Origin of the sequence: Caballeronia sp. AZ10_KS36 (genome assembly GCF_023631105.1) — a bacterium.
In the GTDB taxonomy this organism is placed as follows: domain Bacteria; phylum Pseudomonadota; class Gammaproteobacteria; order Burkholderiales; family Burkholderiaceae; genus Caballeronia.
Genome location: NZ_JALQDQ010000038.1, coordinates 36,416 through 56,977, shown reverse-complemented (window position 1 = coordinate 56,977; position 20,562 = coordinate 36,416). Strand labels below are relative to the sequence as shown.

The 20,562-nt window shown below is 63.9% G+C and carries 15 protein-coding genes; 7 read left to right on the top strand and 8 right to left on the bottom strand.

Translation table 11 applies throughout. The features are described from left to right. Positions 1–182: 182 nt before the first annotated feature. Positions 183–1,037: an oxidoreductase gene (locus NCR35_RS24920; RefSeq protein WP_175942129.1), complete on the top strand. Its 855-nt coding sequence runs from the start codon at positions 183–185 to the stop codon at positions 1,035–1,037. 15 nt (positions 1,038–1,052) lie between these two features. Here the strand turns inward: NCR35_RS24920 and NCR35_RS24915 are convergent, their stop codons facing one another. Both NCR35_RS24915 and NCR35_RS24910 read right to left on the bottom strand, forming a co-directional pair. Further along, positions 1,053–2,660: a hybrid sensor histidine kinase/response regulator gene (locus NCR35_RS24915; RefSeq protein WP_250536589.1), complete on the bottom strand. Its 1,608-nt coding sequence runs from the start codon at positions 2,658–2,660 to the stop codon at positions 1,053–1,055. Then, positions 2,650–3,330, bottom strand: coding sequence for an MEDS domain-containing protein (locus tag NCR35_RS24910; RefSeq protein ID WP_250536588.1), 681 nt, complete (start codon positions 3,328–3,330; stop codon positions 2,650–2,652). The genes NCR35_RS24915 and NCR35_RS24910 overlap by 11 nt, the downstream gene beginning before the upstream one ends. 300 nt (positions 3,331–3,630) lie before the next feature. On the opposite strand from NCR35_RS24910, the gene NCR35_RS24905 reads away from it, so the two are divergent. Further along, positions 3,631–4,983: an MFS transporter gene (locus NCR35_RS24905; RefSeq protein ID WP_250536587.1), complete on the top strand. Its 1,353-nt coding sequence runs from the start codon at positions 3,631–3,633 to the stop codon at positions 4,981–4,983. A gap of 49 nt (positions 4,984–5,032) precedes the next feature. Here NCR35_RS24905 and NCR35_RS24900 read toward each other — a convergent pair whose 3' ends face one another. Next, positions 5,033–6,097: an Ldh family oxidoreductase gene (locus NCR35_RS24900; RefSeq protein ID WP_250536586.1), complete on the bottom strand. Its 1,065-nt coding sequence runs from the start codon at positions 6,095–6,097 to the stop codon at positions 5,033–5,035. Between the two features lie 137 nt (positions 6,098–6,234). On the opposite strand from NCR35_RS24900, the gene NCR35_RS24895 reads away from it, so the two are divergent. After that, complete coding sequence (locus NCR35_RS24895; protein WP_250536585.1) at positions 6,235–7,185, top strand: LysR family transcriptional regulator; 951 nt, start codon at positions 6,235–6,237, stop codon at positions 7,183–7,185. A gap of 9 nt (positions 7,186–7,194) precedes the next feature. On the opposite strand, the gene NCR35_RS24890 is transcribed toward NCR35_RS24895, so the two are convergent. Next, the gene (locus NCR35_RS24890; RefSeq protein WP_250536584.1) at positions 7,195–9,408 is read right to left on the bottom strand and encodes a family 1 glycosylhydrolase; all 2,214 of its coding nucleotides are present in this window, start codon (positions 9,406–9,408) and stop codon (positions 7,195–7,197) included. Positions 9,409–10,022: 614 nt separating this feature from the next. On the opposite strand from NCR35_RS24890, the gene NCR35_RS24885 reads away from it, so the two are divergent. Together NCR35_RS24885 and glf are read left to right on the top strand one after the other, a co-directional pair. Next, the gene (locus tag NCR35_RS24885; RefSeq protein ID WP_250536583.1) at positions 10,023–10,949 is read left to right on the top strand and encodes a glycosyltransferase; all 927 of its coding nucleotides are present in this window, start codon (positions 10,023–10,025) and stop codon (positions 10,947–10,949) included. Next, a complete protein-coding gene (gene glf / locus NCR35_RS24880) occupies positions 10,937–12,160 on the top strand; it encodes a UDP-galactopyranose mutase (protein WP_284503283.1) in 1,224 nt (407 codons plus the stop codon). Before NCR35_RS24885 ends, glf begins: the two co-directional genes overlap by 13 nt. Before the next feature lie 78 nt (positions 12,161–12,238). On the opposite strand, the gene NCR35_RS24875 is transcribed toward glf, so the two are convergent. Beyond that, the gene (locus NCR35_RS24875) at positions 12,239–12,406 is read right to left on the bottom strand and encodes a hypothetical protein (RefSeq protein WP_244849464.1); all 168 of its coding nucleotides are present in this window, start codon (positions 12,404–12,406) and stop codon (positions 12,239–12,241) included. Between the two features lie 20 nt (positions 12,407–12,426). Here NCR35_RS24875 and NCR35_RS24870 point away from each other — a divergent pair, with 20 nt between their 5' ends. Continuing rightward, complete coding sequence (locus tag NCR35_RS24870; RefSeq protein WP_248323069.1) at positions 12,427–13,602, top strand: hypothetical protein; 1,176 nt, start codon at positions 12,427–12,429, stop codon at positions 13,600–13,602. 14 nt (positions 13,603–13,616) lie between these two features. Here NCR35_RS24870 and NCR35_RS24865 read toward each other — a convergent pair whose 3' ends face one another. The 3 genes from NCR35_RS24865 to NCR35_RS24855 all read right to left on the bottom strand — a co-directional run bounded on the left by NCR35_RS24865 (position 13,617) and on the right by NCR35_RS24855 (position 19,365). Next, positions 13,617–15,920 carry a PAS domain S-box protein gene (locus NCR35_RS24865; RefSeq protein ID WP_250536582.1) on the bottom strand — a complete coding sequence of 768 codons (2,304 nt, stop codon included), beginning with the start codon at positions 15,918–15,920 and terminating at the stop codon, positions 13,617–13,619. Positions 15,921–16,022: 102 nt separating this feature from the next. Beyond that, a complete protein-coding gene (locus tag NCR35_RS24860; RefSeq protein WP_250536581.1) occupies positions 16,023–18,422 on the bottom strand; it encodes a hybrid sensor histidine kinase/response regulator in 2,400 nt (799 codons plus the stop codon). A 115-nt stretch (positions 18,423–18,537) separates the two neighbouring features. Further along, positions 18,538–19,365: a MetQ/NlpA family lipoprotein gene (locus NCR35_RS24855; RefSeq protein WP_250536580.1), complete on the bottom strand. Its 828-nt coding sequence runs from the start codon at positions 19,363–19,365 to the stop codon at positions 18,538–18,540. Positions 19,366–19,568: 203 nt separating this feature from the next. On the opposite strand from NCR35_RS24855, the gene NCR35_RS24850 reads away from it, so the two are divergent. Further along, entirely contained in the window at positions 19,569–20,543 is a 975-nt protein-coding gene (locus tag NCR35_RS24850) for a sulfonate ABC transporter substrate-binding protein (protein ID WP_250536579.1), read from the top strand. The last annotated feature ends 19 nt before the right edge of the window (positions 20,544–20,562 follow it).

Genomic DNA, 20,562 nt, shown 5'->3' with positions numbered 1-20,562 from the left:
TTCGATGTTCGCAATCGATTGGCAAAATATAAATAGCACTACTAACTATGGAGCGACAATTAACGTTCCCCGCCCGGCACGATCCCTGCGACAAACGGCGACCGCCGCTAGAATGAATTCGACTCTTCTGCTGGCGTCACCAGCGCTTCCATCGAAACTTTCCATCTGAAAGGAGTCTGGACATGATGAACCGGGACAATCCCGTCTGGCTGATTACCGGCTGTTCAACGGGCTTCGGCCGTGAATTGGCGAACGCGGTGCTCGAACGCGGCTGGCGCGCGGTCGTGACGGCCCGCGATCCGTCGAAGGTGCAGGACATCGTCGAGGGACACGAAGACCGCGCGATCGTCCTGCCGCTCGACGTACAGAACCGCGAACAGATCAAGAACGCCGTCGAGCAGACGATGCAACGCTTCGGCCGCATCGATGCTCTCGTGAATAACGCGGGTTACGGCTACCTTGCGGCGATCGAAGAAGGCGAAGACGACGTAGTGCGCGACATGTTCGAAACCAACGTGTTCGGTCTCGTCGATATGACCAAGGCGGTGCTGCCCGTCATGCGCGCGCAGAAGAGCGGCATCGTGATTAACGTATCGTCCATCGGCGGACTTGCCAGCTTCGCCGCGACAGGCTACTACCACGGCACCAAGTACGCGGTGGAAGGCATATCCGAATCGCTCGCGACGGAATTGAAGCCGCTCGGCATCGACGTGATGATTGTCGAGCCGGGCCCGTTCAGAACCAACTGGGCGGGGCCGTCGATCAAGTCCTCGGCGACCGAGATCGCCGACTATGCGGCGACCGCGGGCGAGCGCCGCAAGCAGACGGCGGCTCGCAGCGGCAATCAGGCGGGCGATCCGGTGCGCGCGGCGCACGCCATCATCGAAGCCGCGACTGCGGATACACCGCCGCTGCGTCTGCTGCTCGGCAAGACCGCGCTGGAACTGGCGCGCAAGAAGCTCGACATGCTCAAGCGCGACTTCGACACGTGGGAAAAGACGACGGTGGGCGCGGATTTCCCCGAAAACGAAGCGTAACGGGCCGCGAGTGCGTCACTCGATCACGCGCAGCGCCTCTGCGAGATCCATGAGCGGCACCGGCTTCACGAAGTGACGCTCGAAGCCGGCGTCCGCCGAGCGCTTGCGGTCTTCTGGCTGGCCATAGCCGGTCAACGCGAAGAGCCGGGGCGCGTGAGCCCCGTGTTGCCGTTGCAGCGTCCTGGCGAGCTCATAGCCGTCCATGCCCGGCAAGCCGATATCGAGCACGGCGAACTCCGGGCGAAAGTCCGCCGCGACTCGCAGTGCCGTTTCCGGCAGGCTCGCCGTCGCGACGTCGAATCCGAGTTCGGTAAGGAACGCTTCCATCGCGAGAAGACCGTCCTCGTTGTCGTCGACGAGCAACACGCGCACGCCGTTTCCGTCGGGAAGCGAATGCCAGTACGGCAATGCGTCCACCGGCGCGAGCGCATGCGGTGCGGTCGGCAGCGTCACGACGAAGGTGGACCCCTTGCCCGGCCCTTCGCTCGTCGCGGTCACGGTGCCGCCATGCAGCTCGACGAGATTCTTCACGAGCGCAAGGCCAATCCCCAATCCGCCTTTCGCGCGGTCGATGGTGGTTCGTCCCTGCTCGAAGATGGTGAAGAGGCGGGGCATCAGTTCGTCGCTGATGCCGGCGCCGTTATCGGATACGGACACGACGATCTCCGTCGCACGCGTCACGGCTTCGACGCGGATGGCGCCGCCTGCATCGGTATATTTGGCCGCGTTGTTCAGCAGATTGCCGAAGACCTGCGTGAGCCGCGTGAGGTCCGCGGAGATCAATGCGCCGTCGTCTCTCACGGAGAGCGACAAGGTTTGGCCGCGCTGCTCGATGAGCGGACTCGCGGCCTCGATCGCCCGCGTCAGCACCGACCCGATTCGCACGGGTTCCAGATGCAGCTCGATGGACCCGCGCGTGATGCGGCTCACGTCGAGCAGGTCTTCGACGAGCCGCGACAGATGCGACACCTGCCGCTCGATGATCTCGTGATACTTGTCCGAGGCGCCGCCACGATGTTTGCGAATGAGGCCGAGCGCGGTCGTGATCGGCGCGAGCGGATTGCGCAGTTCGTGACCGAGCATGGCGAGAAATTCGTCTTTTGCGCGGCTTGCCGTCTCCCGCTCGTGAGCGGCCCGCGCGGCCTGCAAACCGGTGGCGGCGAGCGAGGTCGCCGCGCGGAGAAACGCGAGATCCGCGACGGTGGGAAACGAGGGGTCCGCCGAGCCGAACCAGACGCTGCCCTGTGCGGCCGTGTAGCCCATGCTCATGCGCACGAGCCGTTGCGCGCCGGCCGGCGTCGCCTGAAGCACGGCTCGCGGGCTGATGGGCATGCTCCGCCACGCTTCGATAGCCGGCTCCCAGGCGAGGCGCGTATCGGCGGTGGCTTGCGCTTCGGACAGACGCAGGCTATCGAAGGGAGGGGCGTCCGGAAGCAGCGGCACGTGCGCGTAGCAAATATCCAGACGCACGATTCGCTCGACGGCCTCTGTCATCAGTGCGATGACCGTGCGGCCGTCTCGCCCCGCCCATAGCGCGGGCAGCGCCAGCAGACCCATGAGATCGCGCAGGCTGCGCTCGGCGGCTTCCCGCGACAGCGCCTCGATAGCCGCGTCAGCGGTCATGCTCTTCCAGAGAGGCGCCGGAGCTAACGGCCGGCTCCTCGCCCGGCGCGGATTCGGCGGACCGACGCCGTTTGAGTTCGCGAATCATCTCCGAAGGCGGCGTGAAGAAGGGATTCTCCTGCACCACGCCGTTGATGAGCGTCATCGGGTGCGTGCGCAGCAGGTCCATCAGCATCGCGCCCGAGAGCTTCGCCATGTCGTACACGCAGATGGCGGGCTGGCGGTTGCGAGCGAGCACCTCGTTGACCTGGGCTTCGTATTCGATCAGCTTGGGCGCAGTTTCGATGTCCTGGAATATCCAGTCCATGTTCCCCATGATGCGCAGACGCGAGAATCCCGCGTCGCGGCCGGTCCCCGTCAGATGCTCGACGGCGGCCAGCATCCGGTCTTTGTCGAACACGCCTTCGTCATTCAGATACGCATTGCCCCAGGGCACGAGTTCGAGCTGGCCGCACGCTTCGCAGTGCGCCGCATCGATGCCCGATGCCGTGAGCCGCGCGCGATGGTCGGCGATCAAAGCGGGATCGATGATATGCATGACCTTTTCGCCATTTTCCACCGCCTCCTTGAAGAAGGGATTGAGCGTTGCGTACTCTTCGTCGCGGCTGTTGAAGAACGCGCAGACGTGATACGCGTCGAGCGGCGTACCGGCCAATTTAGGCGGATGCATGAAGTTTTTCTGGTGGGGAATAGGAGGGAGGCGCGGCAATGATACGCTAGACGAGCGGCACCGGTCCGGTAATTCGTCGTACGCCTGCGACCGTTGTAACGGCGCAAACGCCCGCAGACGCCCGGTCGTGCGCGGGTTTGCCCCTAGCGTGCGATAAACAAATGGAATCGGTTCCCGAGGAATTGTGATTGGATTTCTGACGGACGCCGACTTATCGTGCCTCAGTCCAATGCCGCCTTGCGCGCGTCGGAATCGACACCCGGCCTCGCCGACAAAACAAATATCCAGGAGACATACCCCATGGAGCAATCCTCCACTGCGCCGCGCGTGCCGGAATCGGACGCGGGCGGCGCGCAGTTCGTCGCGTCCGACGACCGCGCTTCGCCGCGAGTCCGGCGAATTCAGCGTACCGCGCTGGGTTTGCTTCTCTTGAGCGGCATCATCAACTATATCGACCGCGCCACGCTGTCCATCGCGAATCCGCTGATCCGCCACGACCTCGGGCTGTCGGTCGCCGAAATGGGCCTGCTGCTTTCGGCGTTCCTGTGGGCGTATGCGTTCGCGCAACTGCCGGCCGGGGCGCTCGTCGACCGCTTCGGCGCGCGCATCATGCTGGCCGTCAGTCTCGCGACGTGGTCGGTGGCGCAAGCCTTCGGCGGCGTGGTGACGAGCTTCGGCCAGTTCTTCGCCGCGCGCATGGTGCTCGGCATCGGCGAGGCGCCGCAGTTTCCGACGAGCGCGAAGGTCGTGCGCGACTGGTTCGGCAAGAAGGAGCGGGGCGCCGCAACCGGCATCTGGAACAGTTCGTCCACGCTCGGCACCGCGATTTCCGCGCCCTTGCTGACGGTCGTGATGTTGGCCGTCGGATGGCGATGGATGTTCGGCATCATGGGCATTGCCGGCCTCGTCGTGGCGCTGTGCTTTTACGCCGTGCATCGCGACCCGCGTCAGGTCGAGCTGACGCAACGCGAGCGCGCCTACCTCACGGATGTCGATGGCGAAGTGCAGAGCCGTCCGACGTGGCGCGAATGGCGGCGCCTCTTCGAATTCGGCACGACGTGGGGCATGCTGCTCGGCTTCTTCGGCACGATCTACGTCTTGTGGCTCTACAACGCGTGGCTGCCGACGTATCTGCAGATGGAGTTCCATCTGACCATCTCGAAGTCCGGATGGGTGGCGGCGGTGCCTTATCTCTTCGGCGTGATCGGCTCGCTCTCCGGCGGCAAGATCTGCGACGTGCTCGCCCGGCGCGGCGTATCGGCGGTCAATAGCCGCAAATACCCGATGGCGGCTTCGCTCCTCGGTGTCGCCGTGTTCACGGTGCTGACCGGCCTCACGCACAGCGCGACGCTCGCAGTCGTGTTCATCTCCATCTCGATGCTGTTGCTGTACGTGTCGAGCAGCGCGGCCTGGGCGACGGCTTCGGTGGCCGCGCCGGCGAACTGCACGGCGTCGATCGGCGCGATGCAGAACTTCGGCGGCTACTTCGGCGGCGCGCTCGCGCCGGTGGTGACGGGTTTCATCGTGCAGCAGTCGCACTCGTTCCAGCCCGCGCTTTTCGTCGGGGCTGGCGTGGCGGCCGTCGCGGTGATCGGCTATTGGGTGCTCGTGCGCGGCCCGATTCCGCCGGCCGCGCTCGACGAGCGCACATAACACCAACCGACAACAAACCGCCGCGCCGCCGCCCGCTCTCGTCGATACGTTAGCCGGCGAGCGCGGCGGGAAACGCAATTTCATAGCGCACGGCGCAGGCTTCCAGCGCCGGCGCGATGGTCGGATGCAGCACCACGCCGTCGCGCAACTGGTCGCGCTTCAAGCTCAATCCGCGATCGCCCGGCATCCGCACGCTCGACGTTCCCGGGCGCGGCGGATTCTCCCTGCAAGCGTCGCCGATCCAGTCCATTTGCCGCGCGAACGCAGCGGGACCGCCGAAGGCCGCGGGATCGTACAGCGACAGAAACACGGTCGCGCCCCAGCCATCCGGCGGATCGGCACGGCCGTGACCGGCGAGACCGCCCGTCAACGCCTCGATCATAAGCGCCAGCCCGAAGCCCTTATGCCCCCACGTCATGCCGCCGACCGGAAGAATGGACCCCGGCGGCTCGGCTGAGAGTACGGCGGGATCGCGGCTCGGGTGTCCTTCTGCATCGAGAAAGCAGGCTTCGTCGAACAGCTCGCCCGCTTTATGGCGGCGCGCGGTCATGCCGTTCGTGACCGTGGATGCCGAGATGTCGATCAGAAACGGCGTGCCCGATGTGGGAATGCCCGCTGCGATCGGATTCGGTGTGAACACCGAGCGCGTGCCGCCGTGAGGCGCGACGCTTCGCACCGCCGGATCGGAACTCGCGAGCACGATCATGAATCCGTCCGCCGTGGCTTTCTCCAGATAACTCGCAAGACAGGCGATGTGGTGGCTGCGCCGGATCACGAGCGTCGCGCTGCCATATTCCTTCGCTCTCGGCGCGAGCGTTTCGATGCCGCTCAGAACGAGCCACGGGCCGGGAAGACGCCGGCCATCCCACAACACGCTGGCGCCGCGGTCCGACACGACCTCCGGTTCGCCGGCGCACGTCATCGCGCCGTTCTCGATCTCGCGGATATAACCGGGCAGCAACGCGAGGCCATGCGTGTCGTGTCCCATCAGGTCGCCGTCGACGAGCGTGCGCGCCACGGCGTGCGCTTTCACGTCTTCCATGCCGGCTTTCGTGAGCAGATGCCGGGCGAAGGCCTGAAGTTCATCGGCGGAGTATCGGACTGGTGTGTTCATCGTGATGGGTTCGGTCAGGGTAAGGGTTCATGCACTGAGAAGAGCCCCAAATTTTCCGATGCGCTTTCGATAAGCGTCCAATCGCGAATTGAGTAGAATCAATTCCATTCGGTTATGAGTCGGCGCACGTTTACCCTATGTCGCAAGATTCCACGCTCTCCGCTGCCCAGGTGCTGACGAAGCTGCGCTTCAGGCATCTCCAGTTGCTCGAACTGCTGGGGCGCACGCGCAACCTGCGCATCGCGGCCGAACAGATGCACATCACGCAACCGGCCGCGACGAAGATCCTGAGCGACCTGGAAGCGATGTTCGATGCGCCGCTCTTCGAACGCCTGCCGCGCGAAATGCGGCCGACCGATCTCGGCACGCTCTCCGTGCGCTATGCCAGCACGACGCTCTCGAACCTCGGCAAGTTTTCGGGCGAGTTCGCGACGCTGAAGAACGGCGGCTATGGCCATCTCACGGTCGGGTTCATTCCCGCTTCGGCCGCGCAACTCGTTACTGCGGCGATCAAGGAGATACAGCGCCGACGCCCGCGGCTCATCATCAAGCTGGTGGAGCAGAGTAGCGATCAGCTCGCGGCATGGCTCGAAGAAAGACGCATCGATGTCATGGTCGGACGCCCGACCGAAGCGCGGCACGAAGCGCTTTTTCATGTGGTGGATCTATTGGCGGAACCGGTGCGTGCGGTGGTCGGGCAGCATCATCCGTTGTTGAAAGAGCGGCGCGTAGAGATGACGAGCCTCGGGCAATGGCCGTGGATTCTGTATCCGCAAGGCACCGCTATGCGGCAGCTGTTCGAAGAGACATTCGCGGCGGCCGGCATGGTCGCGCCGGTGGGCATCGTCGAAACGCCTTCCATTTTTTCGACGCTGGAGTTGCTGCAAGCCACCGACATGATTTCGCTTCAGCCGCAGGCCGCGATGGACAAGTACGTGAAGCACGGCCTGCTCGGTTATCTCAGTGTGCCGATACGGCGCACCATGTCGAACTACAGCGTCATCACGCGAAAAGACGAGACGACTTCGCAAGCAATGGACGAGTTCGTCGGCATCTTGCTGGCGATCGCGTCGCAGTACGCGCGTTGACATGCACCGCTAGGCGTCGCTTCTCGTCTGCATGGCGAGCCCCGGCTCGCGCTCGCACACATGCGCCTGCCAATGCTCGATGCAGCGTCGCAGTGCATCCTGAAGCGTCGGCAACACGGCCGCCCTTCGGCTCGCAAGCGCGCGATAGAGCGGCTGCGGCGCTCGCGGACGCATCGACTCGACGTTGCGCGGCTCGATGAGGCTCGTATCGAGACCGGCGAGGCTTACCGACTGAACCGCGAATTCGAAGCAGGTCAGGGCGCCGCGACTGCTCAGATGCACGATGCCCGACTCGCGGTCGATCAACAAATCGAGGCACGCGTGCACGAGGTCGGGCGCATAGGTCGGCGATATCGTCACATCCTTTGCGGCGACGAACGCGCGGTCTTGAGCGAGGGCGTGCAAAGTCGGGGCGAGAAAGTCTTCGCAGTCCCATAGACCGAAGACAGGACCCGTGCGAACGACGAGCGCCTCCGGCAAACGCCTCAACACCTCCCGTTCGGTCTCGACCATGCAACGGCCGAGACGATCGAGCGGGCTCACGTCGTCGGTTTCGACATACGGCTGCGTCGCGCGGCCGTCGAACACGCGATCGGACGAGAAGACGAGATACTCGATCTCCGCTGCGGCGCAAGCGTCGGCCAGCGCGGCGGCTGTCGTCGTCATCGTGCGAAGACGATCGCCCGGACTGCGCCCGGCTTCATCGCCATATGGAGAATCGATTGCGTTGACGACGGCCCAAGGCTCGAACGTGCCGATCGCATCGTTGCCGAGCACATCATCTGCCGACACGGCGGCGTATCGCAGGTCGCGCTGGGCGCAGGTGGTTGCGAAAAGTTGCGCCAGCGCGCCGTCGCCGACGATGAGAATCGGAGCAGGCGAGTGCGTCAGATGACTTTGGCGCGCCGGTGCGGCCAGCGTGCCGGATGCGTCCAGCACGACCGGCTCGCAGAGAAAGCGCCCCGGACGGCGCCACCATCCTGTGCCATGCAGAACGGGATGATCGTGTGGACGGCCCGCCGCGAGATCGCGCATCAAAGCGGCAACGGCTGTTTCGCGCGGCTCGTGTCCGCGCACGTCGAATGCGCCCGATTCGTAGTAGCCGCGCTCCTCCGTGACGAGGCAGTTCCAGTCGTAAGAGCCGAGCAGCGCCCACACCGTCACGGCGCGCACGTCAGCGCCTTGTTCGCGTGCTTCGCTCGCGGCGGTCCATATTTCGTGCAGCCAGCGCAACTGGTCCTGACGCGTCGAGTCGATGTGCGCTTCCGTGACTGCGAGCGGCAGGCGATACCGCTGCCACGCTTCATCGATCACGGTCCGTATGCCCTGCGGCGGATGCGCGAGGGCGCGCGCCGCTTCGATGTCGGCGAGGCGCTGGCCGTACCATTCGCACCGGTACGCTTGCGGATACTGATGCGTGCGGTGATCGAGCCAGCGTTCGCTCGTGATGTAGTAGTTGATGCCGACGATATCGGGCGGACACGGATTGTCGACGAACCATAGAACATCTTCTTCCGCGACGCCCGCATCCATGAAGTATCGCCACAGCGCATGTTGCGGCGTCACCTTTCCGCACAGCAGATCCCACGAAAGCCAGCGCCGCTCGTTGTAAAAGTTGACGAGCCCGGCCATGGCCGGCGTGCCTTGCGTCTTGCCTAGATCGTCGGTTTGCACGAGCTTCGCGTGCGGGTTGACCTTGCGCACTTCGCGCATCGCATGCACCGTCGCCTTGCATTGATTGATCAGCGCTTCGAGATAGGTCCGGTCACTCGTGCCGTGCGGATGCCACACGCCGTAAAGCCCGCTGAATCGCGCGGTGGTGTTCGGCTCGTTGACCGGCGTGTAGTACGAAAGCCACGGATAACGCTCAGCGACCGCTCGTGCGAATTCCGCGAGCCTTTGCGCAAAGTGCGGGTCGAGCAGTCCGCCGGGCAGCGGCCCGCTTCCGTGATGCAGGAGGCCCGCTATCGGCTCGACGCCCAATGCGCGAAGCGTGGGCAAGCGCGCATCGAGCCATGACCAGTCGGCTTCGTCGATGCTCGACGGCGCCGTTCTTTCCCACAGCACCGGATAGCGCAGCGCCCGTATGCCGAGCGAGGCGAAGCGCTGAAGATCGTCCTCCCGCGTCGCGTGACCGTTACGGTCCAATTGACTGAAGAAGGTGTCCCGCACCCGGTTGACCGTGCATTCCAGTCCTCCCCACAGCACCAGCCGATCATCCATATCCAGCATCCTGAAAATTAGTACGACGTGAGAGCGTTCCCCGACGCAGTCAAGCACTCGGTATGCCGTCGCCCTGCGCGATCAGTGTTTGCCCCGAGCACGCTCGCGCTGGAACAACGATTGCCGCTTATGTCGCAGATTTGTCAGCAAGCGCGACGACACGCGCATGAGTGCCTTGCCGGACTCTGCGTGCGGGCCGCCGCGTGCGCGATGCGTAGCGTCACCCGGCTTCAACGCGAGGCGAAAGCAGCCGAGCTTCGGACTCACCGACGCAATGGATGAATGTCCGGGCGGATTTCCGTCCGGCAGCGACTTCCGGAGGCACTCCCTTGCGCGAGACTCAAGCCCGATCAGAACCCGCAGCCGCCAGCGCGGCCGGGTCCGCAGACAGCCCGTCGACGCACGCTCGCCCGCGCATCTCCATCGCGCGCTCAGGCCTGCCGCGGACGTTCCTATGCCTCTCGCACCTTCGCTGGAACTTCGTTTATCAGCGACCGCAGCACTTGCTCTCGCGCATTGCGAAGCAGGCAGAAGTGCTCTTCTTCGAAGAGCCTCGACGAACGGACGATGCCGCGCCGTCTCTCGACGTTCGTACTACTAATGAAGGCATTCGAGTGCTGACGCCATGCCTTCCTTCCGGCTTCACGCAGGAAGAGGACGAGCGCGCGCAACGCGCGCTGCTCGACGCGTATCTGGCGGACACAGGCACATGGGATCTCGGTCTCTGGTACTACTCGCCGATGACGCTCGCTTTTACCGATCATCTCGATGCAAGGCTCATCGTGTATGACTGCATGGACGAGCTCTCCGCATTCAAGAATGCGCCGCCGCAGCTCACGGAGCGCGAAACGCGGCTCATGCGCCACGCGGATGTCGTCTTCACGGGCGGCCAGAGCCTCTATGAGTCGAAGCGGCGTTTTCACCATAACGTGCATGCGTTTCCGAGCAGTGTCGATGTCGCGCACTTCGCGAAGGCGCGCGAGCCGCTGTCGGAGCCTGACGATCAAACGCCGATACCGCGCCCGCGTCTCGGCTTCTACGGCGTGCTCGACGAGCGCTTCGACGCCGCGCTGATCGGCGCGGTCGCCGCCGCGAGGCCGGACTGGCAGTTCGTCATGCTCGGCCCCGTGGCGAAGATCGGGCCCGCCGATCTGCCGCACGCACCGAACATTCATTACCTCGGCCAGAAGTCCTACGACGATCTGCCGCGCTATCTCGCCGGCTGGGACGTCGCGCTGATGCCTTTCGCGATCAACGAGGCCACGCGCTTTATCAGCCCGACGAAGACGCCCGAATATCTCGCCGCAGGCCGCCCCGTGGTATCGACGCCGATTGCCGATGTGGTGTCGCGCTATGGCGAGAGCGGCGTGGTCCGCATCGCCGGCGATGCGGTTTCGTTCGAGCGTGCCATCGAAAGCGCGCTCGACGACGGACGGGACCGCGCAGCATTCATCGGCCGCGTCGAAGCGGTGCTGGCCGGAACTTCGTGGGACAACACGTGTGCCGCAATGCTCGCCGAGGTGAAAAAATGCGCATCGTAGAAACGACAGCAAACGGATCTTCCAATTCCGGCTCGAGCGATCATCCGTCACAGCCCGATGCGCGCGCACAGCAACGCAAAGGCTTCGATTATCTGATCGTCGGCGCGGGTTTCGCGGGCAGCGTGATGGCCGAGCGGCTCGCGAGCGAGTACGGCCAGCGCGTGCTGCTCATCGACCGGCGCCCGCATATCGCAGGCAATGCCTATGACGAATACAACGCGGACGGCATTCTGATTCACCGTTACGGGCCGCACATCTTTCACACGAACGCGCGGCGCGTATTGGACTATCTGTCGCGTTTCACGGCATGGCGACCGTACCGGCATCGCGTGCTCGCATCCGTCGACGGCATGCTCGTGCCGGTGCCGATCAATCTGACTACGCTCAATCGCCTCTATTCGCTCGACCTTTCGCCGCAGCAGGCGGAAGCGTTTCTCGCGGCGCGCGCCGAGCCTCTTGCAGAAATAAGGACATCTGAAGATGTCGTCGTGAGCAAGATCGGGCGCGAACTGTACGAGAAGTTCTTTCGCGGATACACCCGCAAGCAATGGGGCATGGACCCGTCGGAACTGGATCGCTCGGTAACTTCGCGCGTGCCGGTGCGCACGACGGCCGACGACGGCTACTTCAACGACGAGTATCAGTGCATGCCGCTTGAAGGATATACACGCATGTTCCAGAAGATGCTGGCGCATCCGAATATCAAGGTCATGCTCAATACCGACTATCGCGAGGTCCGCGAAGAGGTGACTTATCGCAAGCTCGTTTATACCGGCCCCATCGACGAGTACTTCGACCACTGTCTCGGGAAACTGCCTTATCGTTCGCTCGCATTCCGGCACGAAACGCTGGATCAGGAGCACTTTCAATCGCTCGCGGTGGTGAACTATCCGGCCGAGAAAGTGCCGTTCACGCGCATCACGGAGTACAAATATCTGACGGGCCAACAGCACTCGAAAACGAGCATCACGTACGAGTATCCGAGCGACGAAGGCGACCCTTATTACCCGATTCCGCGGCCCGCGAATGCGGAGTTGTTCAAACGCTACGAGGCGCTCGCGGAGGCGCATCCCGAAGTCGTCTTTGCGGGCCGGCTCGGAAGCTACCGCTACTACAACATGGATCAAGTGGTGGCTCAGGCGTTGAGCCTCGTCGAGCGCATCGCCACGGCGGAGGGATTCAGGAGTCAAGCCGAGGTCGCTGCCGTCTGATTCTTGCAACGGTTGGGAAGGTATGTTTTACCGTGGTTTTTAGGCTGGTTTTGTCTTGCAGGTAAGTGTCGATTAACACTACACTTTCGCCGCGATGGAATTTCCGGGTATGGCCATCGCGATGGAAGTGAAATCGGCATTCCTTACCGAGGACGATCGAATCGTCGCCTCGAACAGCGACGATGCACCGAGCATCACTGTCTGGCCCGGTGCCAGTTCGACACTGCAATGCGCGGTGCCGGACATCGATCATCCAACGCAAGATCATGTCGAAGCACGAGCAGGAAATGCTCCTTTTTGTCTCCCTGCAAGGAGCAATCGGGACGCTCGCCGGATTTATCGGTTATTTCGTCGTCGGTGTCGATGACACCGACGCCATGTTTCGTTTTACCGCCTATATGCTGTGCGACGCGAGCGGCGCAGCGCTCTTCGTCTATTTGCTCGGCCCGCGCCTGGGACTCACCGGGCGGCGGCTGATGCGCCTCAGTTTTCTCGTGCCCGGCGCGCTGCTTCTCTGTGGCGGCGACTCCATTCCGGTGATGGCAGCCGTGTACGGCTTCTTTCTCGGACTCACGTGGAGCGCGCGTTACTGGCTCGAAATGAGCGTGCTGACCGACACCGAACGCGATAGCTACGCCTCGCGCTCCGGCGCGCTCGCCGTCGCGGGCGGCATCATCGCGACGCTCATCGCCACGCTCTGCCTCGCGAAGACGGACAACAGCAGTCATGTGCTGTACGTGGCGTATGGCGTCGTGTGCGTCATCGCCGGTCTTGCGCTCGGCCGCCATGTGTCCGAAGCGCCGATGGTCCCCGCGACGAACCCGCTTGGCGTCATTGCGCAACCGGAATTCCGCGCGTGTTTGCCGCTCTTTTTCGTCGAGTCGGGGCTGCTCGGGGTCGGCGGCGCGGTGGGGTCGGTCGGCGCGGCCATGTCGCTCGGTTCGGCCAGTGACCTCGGCTGGGTGTCCACCGTCGCGGGACTGGCGGGCGCAGTCGCGCTCTACATGACGCGCAAGAGCCGCGGCGTGCATAACCGCGCGGGCTGGCTCGGCTGGTCGTGCCTCGCGGTCGCCATTTCGTTCGTGCTGCTCGGGTTCAGCGCGTGGCTTCCTGCGCTGTTCGTCGCGCATTCGATTCTTCGCGCGGCGGCGGGCCCGTTCCTCAACGCGAGCGAACATGTGCTGAACCAGCGCGCGCTCGACATACGCGGCGAACTCGTCGACCGCATCGTCGCGCGAGATCTCGTGATGCTCGTCATGCGCATGGGTTCGCTGCTCGCGTTCTGGTGGCTGTCGAGCGCGATGTCTCCGGCGCATCTGCTCGAACTAGGCTCGGCCGTGCTCGCGCTCGGCGCTATCGCCGAATATCGCGTCGGACAAACATGGTTCGGCGCCGCCACGCGCGGCCGGACCGCCGGGGCGCTGGACGGTTCACTCAACTAACGCGCCTTCACCCGTTATTCCACGATGCGCGCCCCCAGCCGGTAACGGTTTCTGCCTTCGCGCTTCGCCTCGTACATGGCGCTGTCGGCGGCGGCGAGGAGCGCATCCGGCGTCGTTCGCGCCCGCGCATTGCAGACGACGACGCCCACGCTCGTCGCGATCCTCACCTCCATACCTGCCAGCGTGAACGGCCGGTTCATGGCGCTGCAAATGGCATCGGCGATGCGCGCTGCGGTGGCTTCATCCGCCACGCCGTGACTGACGATCACGAACTCGTCGCCCGCCAGACGGCTCGTGAAATCGCTATGCCGTACCGTCTCCGTGAGCCGAGCGCCGACGAGCCGCAACAACTCGTCGCCCGCTTCGTGACCGTATGCGTCGTTCACCGGCTTGAACTCGTCGAGGTCGAGAAAGAACACCGCGAGCGCCTGCCGCGTGGCGCTGTCGGACGCGATGTTCTGCGTGAGGTGCAGCAGCAACGCACGCCGGTTCGGCAGGCCGGTGAGCGCGTCGCGCATGGCTTGCGCGCGTAGCTGGCGCTCGGCCTGCCTGCGGGACGTCACGTCCTGCGCCATCATGTAGAAACCGATCACTTCGCGCCCGCGCATGTCGGGCACGAGCGACACGCTCCACGTGCGCGGACTGGCCTCGTGATCCTCCACATCATCGTGTTGCAGCCGTTCGCCCGCAAGCGCGCGCCGAAAGGAGGGCGTGAGCGTTCGATACATGCCAGCCGGCATCGCCGATTCGACCGGCTTGCCGCGCATGGACGCCGTGTCGCGCCCGAGCAGCCGCCGGTAGCCGTCGTTGTTAAACTGATAGCGCAGCTCCCGGTCGACATAGGCGATCATCACGGGCAAGCTATCCGTGACTTTTTGAATCGCTTCCCGGCTCTCGATGATCTCCGCCTCCACGCGCTTGCGCTCGCTGACGTCGGTGATGAACGCGAAGAGCGTCTCGCCGTCCGGCGTCGCGGCGGTCGAGATACGCAACTCGGCCGGAAAGAACTCGCCCGAGCGACGCTGTGCGGTCACTTCCGTTGCTTTCGAAAGGATCGTGGCCACGCCGGTTCGGACGAAGCGGCGCATGCCTGCGTCGTGAGCGGCGCGCCACGCGGGCGGAACGATGGTCTCGGCCATCGGCAGGCCCATGACCTCGTGCCGGGCCCAGCCGAACATATGCTCGGCCGCGTCGTTCCACTCGGTGATATTGCCTTCGCGGTCGATTGCGACATATGCGTCCTGCGCATTGTTGATGACCGCCTGAAGATGCTCGTTCTGCGTGCGCAGCGTCGCTTCGATCGTCTCGCGCCGCGCCACTTCGCCGCGCAGCCGCATGTTGGTCGCGCGCAGTTCGGCCGTGCGCTCGTTCACTTGCTCTTCCAGTGCCGCGCGATGCTCGCGCTGCAGCCGCTCGTTTGCCTTGCGCGCCTCGATGTCCTCGACGATCGCGATGAAATGAAGCGGCTCGCCATTGGCCTGCCGCACGAGCGCGACGTGGAGCTGAACCCACAGGTGCAGACCGTCGCTGCGCACGTATCGCTTTTCCATCGCGTAGGTCGGGATGTGTCCCGCGAGCAGTTGACGCAGATTCTGCAGATCGCTTTCGAGATCTTCGACGAATGTGATCTGCTGGAACGTCAGCGCCACCAGTTCATCGGCGCTGTAGCCGAGCATTTCGCAGAGCCGCGCATTCACGTCGATGAAGCGCCCGTCCGGCGCCACGACCGCAGCGCCCATCGGCGTCTGTTCGAAGATCGTGCGGAATCGCGTTTCCGAGAGGCGAATGGCCTGCGTGTCCGCGTGATGCAGCACGCGCGCCGAATACGTGCTTTCGCGCGACAGCAGTTCGCGCTCGACGATGGCGGCAAGGTCGCGCATGACCGCGGCATCTTCGGGCGACAGCACGCGCGGCACCGTATCAATCGCGCAGACTGTGCCGATGGCGTGGCCGTCGCTCGAACGCAGCGGCACGCCCGCGTAAAACCGCACGCACGGCGGACCCGCGACGAACGGGTTATCGGCAAAACGCGGATCGTTGCGCGCATCCTCGACCACGAGCATGTCCGCTTCGTGCAGCGCGTGCGAGCAGAACGAGACATTACGCGATGTTTCGCACGCTTCGATGCCGAGCCGCGACTTGAACCATTGCCGATGCGCGTCGACGAGCGACACGAGCGCGATCGGCACGCCGAGTACGCGCGCCAGCACGCGTGTGACGCGATCGAATGCTTCTTCGGCGGGCGTGTCCAGAATGTGCAGGCTTTGCAAAACGCGCAGGCGTTCGCTTTCGTCGTCGGGCGGGGGAGCTACTTGCATGAAGGGCGCTTTTGGAGCATGAACGCGGAGAGTACGGTTCATTCTAACGGGTGCCGCCGGGTGCGCTCGCTGCGCGGAGACTTCCCGGGCCGCCGTAAACCCTCACTCCTGCCGCTGCCGCGACGCGATTTCGCCGAGCAGCGAGAACAGCTTGCCCACGTCGAGCGGTTTGACGAAGTGGTGATCGAACCCGGCCGACAGCGCCTTGTCTCTATCCTGTTGCAAGCCGTATCCGGTCACGGCCACGAGAACGGCATCGGCCGTGCGCGGCTGCTTTCTCAAAAGGGATGCCAACTGATAGCCGTCCATATCCGGCAAGCCGATATCGAGAAGACACACGTGCGGTATCCACTGCTCGGTTTCGTGCAAGGCGGTGATGCCGTTCGCGGCCACGCGCACCTCATTGCCGAGCGTCTCCATCAACATGGCGAGCGTCTCGGAGGCGTCGATATTGTCATCGACGATCAGCACTCGCAGCCGCGTTAGGAAGGGCGCTTCCCGCGTGTCGTCGGGTTCGGGTTTTCTTGGCGTCTTCATCATCTCGGCATGAGGAAGACACACGACGAACGTGCTCCCCTTGCCGGGTCCGGCGCTATACGCCCTGACCGTGCCGCCATGCAGCGCGACGAGGCTTCGAACCAGTGCCAGCCCTATGCCGAGCCCTCCTTGCGTGCGGTCGGAACTGCGCTCGGCTTGCGTGAAGAGATCGAACGCGTGTGCCGCAATGTCGGGCGTCATGCCGATGCCGTTGTCCGTGACCGTCACCTTGATGAACTTGCCTTCGACCGCGACGGAGAACTGAATATCGCCTTTCTCGGGCGTGTATTTCGCGGCGTTGTTGAGCAGGTTGACGAAGATCTGCGTCAGCCGCTTTTCGTCGGCGCGCACCAGCGCAGCGGAAGACGGCGTGAGCAGCGAGAGCCGATGCCTTTTCCGCTCGATGATCGGCCTGACCTGCTCGATGGCGTCAGCCGCTATGCGGTTGGCGTCGAGCACTTCCATGTCGAGCTTGATGAGCCCTTGCGTCACGCGCGACACGTCGAGCAGATCGTCGATCAAACCGGTCATATGCTTCACTTGCCGCGAGATGATCTCGCACGATTTGCTGACGCGCCGCGCGTCGTTGGGCGCGGCGCGCATCAGTTGCGCGGCGCTCGCAATCGGCGAAAGCGGATTGCGCAGTTCATGGGACAGCATCGCGAGGAACTCGTCCTTGCGCTTGTCTGCAAGACGCAGTTCTTCTTCTGCGTTGATGCGGTCCGTGATGTCGAGTTGCGCGACGACCGCGCCGACCACGGCGCCATGCTCGTCGCGGATCGGCGCGCCGGTGCTCAGTAGCGTGCGCCGGTTCGGTGGATCGTCGAAGCTCTCGATCGACACGATGTCCGTCGTCGGTCCGATGCCCTTGAGCACGCGGGCAATCGTCCAGTCATGCGCATTCAGCATCTGCCCGTGCTTGTCGGAATGATCGGCCCAGCGTCCTTTCCATTGTTCGAAATCGTCGATGGTCGCGGGGCGCGGATGCGCTTGTCCCCATAGCTGCACGAAAGAGCGGTTCACGCGCTCGATGCCGCCGTGCTGATCGCAGACGACGATGCCGATAGGCGCCGCTTCGAGCACGGCGTCGAGGCGGCGCGTGGCGTCCAGCGCCTCGCGCGCCGCGGCGCGCGCGCTTTGCTCGCTCGCGAGAAGACGCTCTTCGCTCTTGCGCTGCTCCGTGATGTTGGAGAAGAGCACGCCGACCTGATTGGGCATCGACGCGTCAGGACGGAACGCATAGATGTCGAACCAGCGGTCCAGCTTCGACGCCTTTACCTGAACGTGGATCGGCACGCCGTTCTTCGCGACCGAGCCGTAGATGTCGAAGAAATGGCGGTCGTGGCCGGGCACCAGTTCCGACATGTTCCTGCCCACCGCGTTCGTGACGCTCGTCTGCGCTTCGAATGCGGGATTCGTTGCAAGAAAGCGGTAGTCGACGGGTTCGCCTCGATCATCGAACGCCATCTCCACGACGCAGAAGCCCTGATTGATCGCGTCGAAAAGAGTGCGGAACCGTTGTTCGCTTGCGGCCAGCGCTCTTTGTGTCAGATGCGCGGCCGTGACGTCCGTGGTCGTGTGCGAGACGCAGATCAGCGAGCCTTCCGCGTTGAAGATCGGCGTATTGACCGCGCTCCAGAAGCGCTCTTCATAGCGCATGCTGCCGTCTTCGGCGCTGACCCACAGCGGAAAGCGCTGGAGCGGCATGTGATCGGCGCGGCCGCTTTCTCTCGCTCGCGCAATGGATTGGCGCAACGCCTCGACCCCCGTATCGTTCGGATCGGATTCGTTATGAGGAAAGATCTCAAAGAGACTCTTGCCCACCATGTCTTCGCGACGCAGCGTCGAGACCTTCAGGAAGGCATCGTTGACCGCGAGAACGATAGCCTCGGGCGTAGGAGAGAGCAGGTAGCTGCCGACAGGGGCGGTGTTGAATATTTCTTCGAATAATGATGGCGAAGCCATAGGCACGGTGACGCACGAAATGCTGCGTCGCTTTTTGCTTGGACGAACCTTTACCCTCGCAACGTCCGTGCCGGCCCCGATTAACGCGGCCGCTGTGACGCGGCCGCGCATGCGATCAATGTTGCGGCGCGCCCTCCCATGCCGGCAGGGTCGCCCCGTGATACACCGCGAGAATGGTCGATGCGACGTTCGCCTGCTGATAACTCTCGACGAGCGTTTTCGCCCACGGCGCCTGAGCGTCCTTCGCGTTGGCCGCAATGAAGTTGCGATACGGATTGCCCGGCACTTTCTCCTGCGCAATGCGCTCCTGCGGAATCTGAATGCCCGCTTTGATCGCCCAGTCGGTGTTGACGACGGCGGCATCCAGATCGCCGATGGCGCGCCCGACGATGCCCGCATCGAGTTCCTTGATCTGCACGTGCTTCGGGTTCTCCGCAATGTCGCGAGCGGTCGGCAAGAGACCGACGTTATCGCGCAGCTTGATGACGCCGTTCGCCTGCAACAGCAGAAGCGCGCGGCCTTCGTTGCTCGGATCGTTGGGGACGCCGATCGCCGCGTTCTGCGGCAGATCCGCGACGGACTTCACCTTGCGCGAATATAGCCCGATGGGCTGCACATACGTGAAGCCGACAGGCACGATCGCATAGTGGCGTGCCTGAATCTGCGCGTCGAGATACGGCTTGTGCTGAAACGAGTTCGCGTCGAGATCATGTTGCGCGAGCGCCTCGTTGGGCTGAGTGTAATCGGAGAAGGTCGTGACCTTCACCGTGATGCCGTGCTTCGCTGCGTTGGCCGCGACCGTGCGCCAGACATCCTCGTCCTCGCCCGACATGATGCCGACGCGAACCGTCTGGCCGGCGGCCTGAACCGGCTGCAACCCTGCGACGCCCCATGCGAGCAGAACCGAGAAAAGAGCGGATTTGAATGGCGTGAAAGTCTTCATGGAAGCGACGTCGTCAGTGGAAAGAGACGTGATGCTAGGGGCGCGCATACGTCGCCGCAAACAATATCGAACGCTATGCATATTGCGCGCGCAGGCTGCAATGCTTATCACGATTTCTCGCTTAGGCCGCGCGGCGAGCGTTGTTACGATGACCGGGAATGCGGCATCGACGATGCCATCGCTCATCGCCCGAGGAACCACGAATGTCACATGAAAACGCGCCGCCGTCGTCGACTCGCAGACGCGCGCTCTTCACACTCGCCGCGCTGGGCGCGAGCGCGCTTGCACCGAATGCCGTGCGCGCCGACGATGCCGGCAAGACCCTGCGAATCGGCTATCAGAAATACGGCAACCTGGTTGTTCTGAGAGCGCGCGGCACGCTGGAGAAGCGCCTCGGGCCGCAAGGCGTCACGGTGCAATGGCTCGAGTTTCCGGCGGGGCCGCAACTGCTCGAAGGACTCAATGCCGGGGCCGTCGATATCGGCACCGTCGGCGAGACGCCGCCCATCTTCGCGCAGGCAGCAGGCGTCGATTTCGTCTATGTCGGCAGCGAGCCGCCCGCGCCGCGCGCCGAGGCCATCGTCGTGCCGAAAGATTCGAACATCCGCTCGGTCGCGCAACTGCGCGGCAAGAAAATCGCGTTGAACAAGGGCTCGAATGTGCATTACCTCTTCGTCGAGGCCCTCAAGAAGGCGGGGCTTTCGTACGCGGACGTTCAGCCGGTCTATCTCGCGCCCGCCGATGCGCGCGCGGCCTTCGTACAGGGCAGCGTCGATGCGTGGGTGATCTGGGACCCGTATCTCGCCGCCATCGAACGCCAGGCAAACGCGCGTCAACTCGTAGACGGCACCGGGCTCGTGCGCAACATCCAGTACTACGTCGCGACGCGCAAGTTCGCCGCCGGCCAGCCGCAAATCGTGCGCGCAGTGCTGGAAGAACTGGATCATGTCGATCGCTGGGCGCGCGACAACGTACCAGCGGTGGCGGCGCAACTGTCGCCGCTCGTCGGGCTGGACACCGCGACGATCGAGCACGCGTTGCAGCGCACCGCGTACGGCATCGAAGCCATATCGCCCGCGACGCTCGCGTATCAGCAGCAGATCGCCGATACGTTCACGAATCTCCGGCTGATCCCGAAGAAGCTCGACGTGACCGAGGCGCGCTGGAACGTCGCGTAAGATCGTTCGCCGTACTAAC

Bases quoted from the DNA above. Each gene is read 5' to 3' on its own strand.
- NCR35_RS24920 (WP_175942129.1), top strand. From the start codon at position 183: ATGATGAACCGGGACAATCCCGTCTGGCTGATTACCGGCTGTTCAACG.
- NCR35_RS24915 (WP_250536589.1), bottom strand. From the start codon at position 2,660: ATGACCGCTGACGCGGCTATCGAGGCGCTGTCGCGGGAAGCCGCCGAG.
- NCR35_RS24910 (WP_250536588.1), bottom strand. From the start codon at position 3,330: ATGCATCCGCCTAAATTGGCCGGTACGCCGCTCGACGCGTATCACGTC.
- NCR35_RS24905 (WP_250536587.1), top strand. From the start codon at position 3,631: ATGGAGCAATCCTCCACTGCGCCGCGCGTGCCGGAATCGGACGCGGGC.
- NCR35_RS24900 (WP_250536586.1), bottom strand. From the start codon at position 6,097: ATGAACACACCAGTCCGATACTCCGCCGATGAACTTCAGGCCTTCGCC.
- NCR35_RS24895 (WP_250536585.1), top strand. From the start codon at position 6,235: ATGTCGCAAGATTCCACGCTCTCCGCTGCCCAGGTGCTGACGAAGCTG.
- NCR35_RS24890 (WP_250536584.1), bottom strand. From the start codon at position 9,408: ATGGATGATCGGCTGGTGCTGTGGGGAGGACTGGAATGCACGGTCAAC.
- glf (WP_284503283.1), top strand. From the start codon at position 10,937: ATGCGCATCGTAGAAACGACAGCAAACGGATCTTCCAATTCCGGCTCG.
- NCR35_RS24875 (WP_244849464.1), bottom strand. From the start codon at position 12,406: ATGTCCGGCACCGCGCATTGCAGTGTCGAACTGGCACCGGGCCAGACA.
- NCR35_RS24870 (WP_248323069.1), top strand. From the start codon at position 12,427: ATGTCGAAGCACGAGCAGGAAATGCTCCTTTTTGTCTCCCTGCAAGGA.
- NCR35_RS24865 (WP_250536582.1), bottom strand. From the start codon at position 15,920: ATGCAAGTAGCTCCCCCGCCCGACGACGAAAGCGAACGCCTGCGCGTT.
- NCR35_RS24860 (WP_250536581.1), bottom strand. From the start codon at position 18,422: ATGGCTTCGCCATCATTATTCGAAGAAATATTCAACACCGCCCCTGTC.
- NCR35_RS24855 (WP_250536580.1), bottom strand. From the start codon at position 19,365: ATGAAGACTTTCACGCCATTCAAATCCGCTCTTTTCTCGGTTCTGCTC.
- NCR35_RS24850 (WP_250536579.1), top strand. From the start codon at position 19,569: ATGTCACATGAAAACGCGCCGCCGTCGTCGACTCGCAGACGCGCGCTC.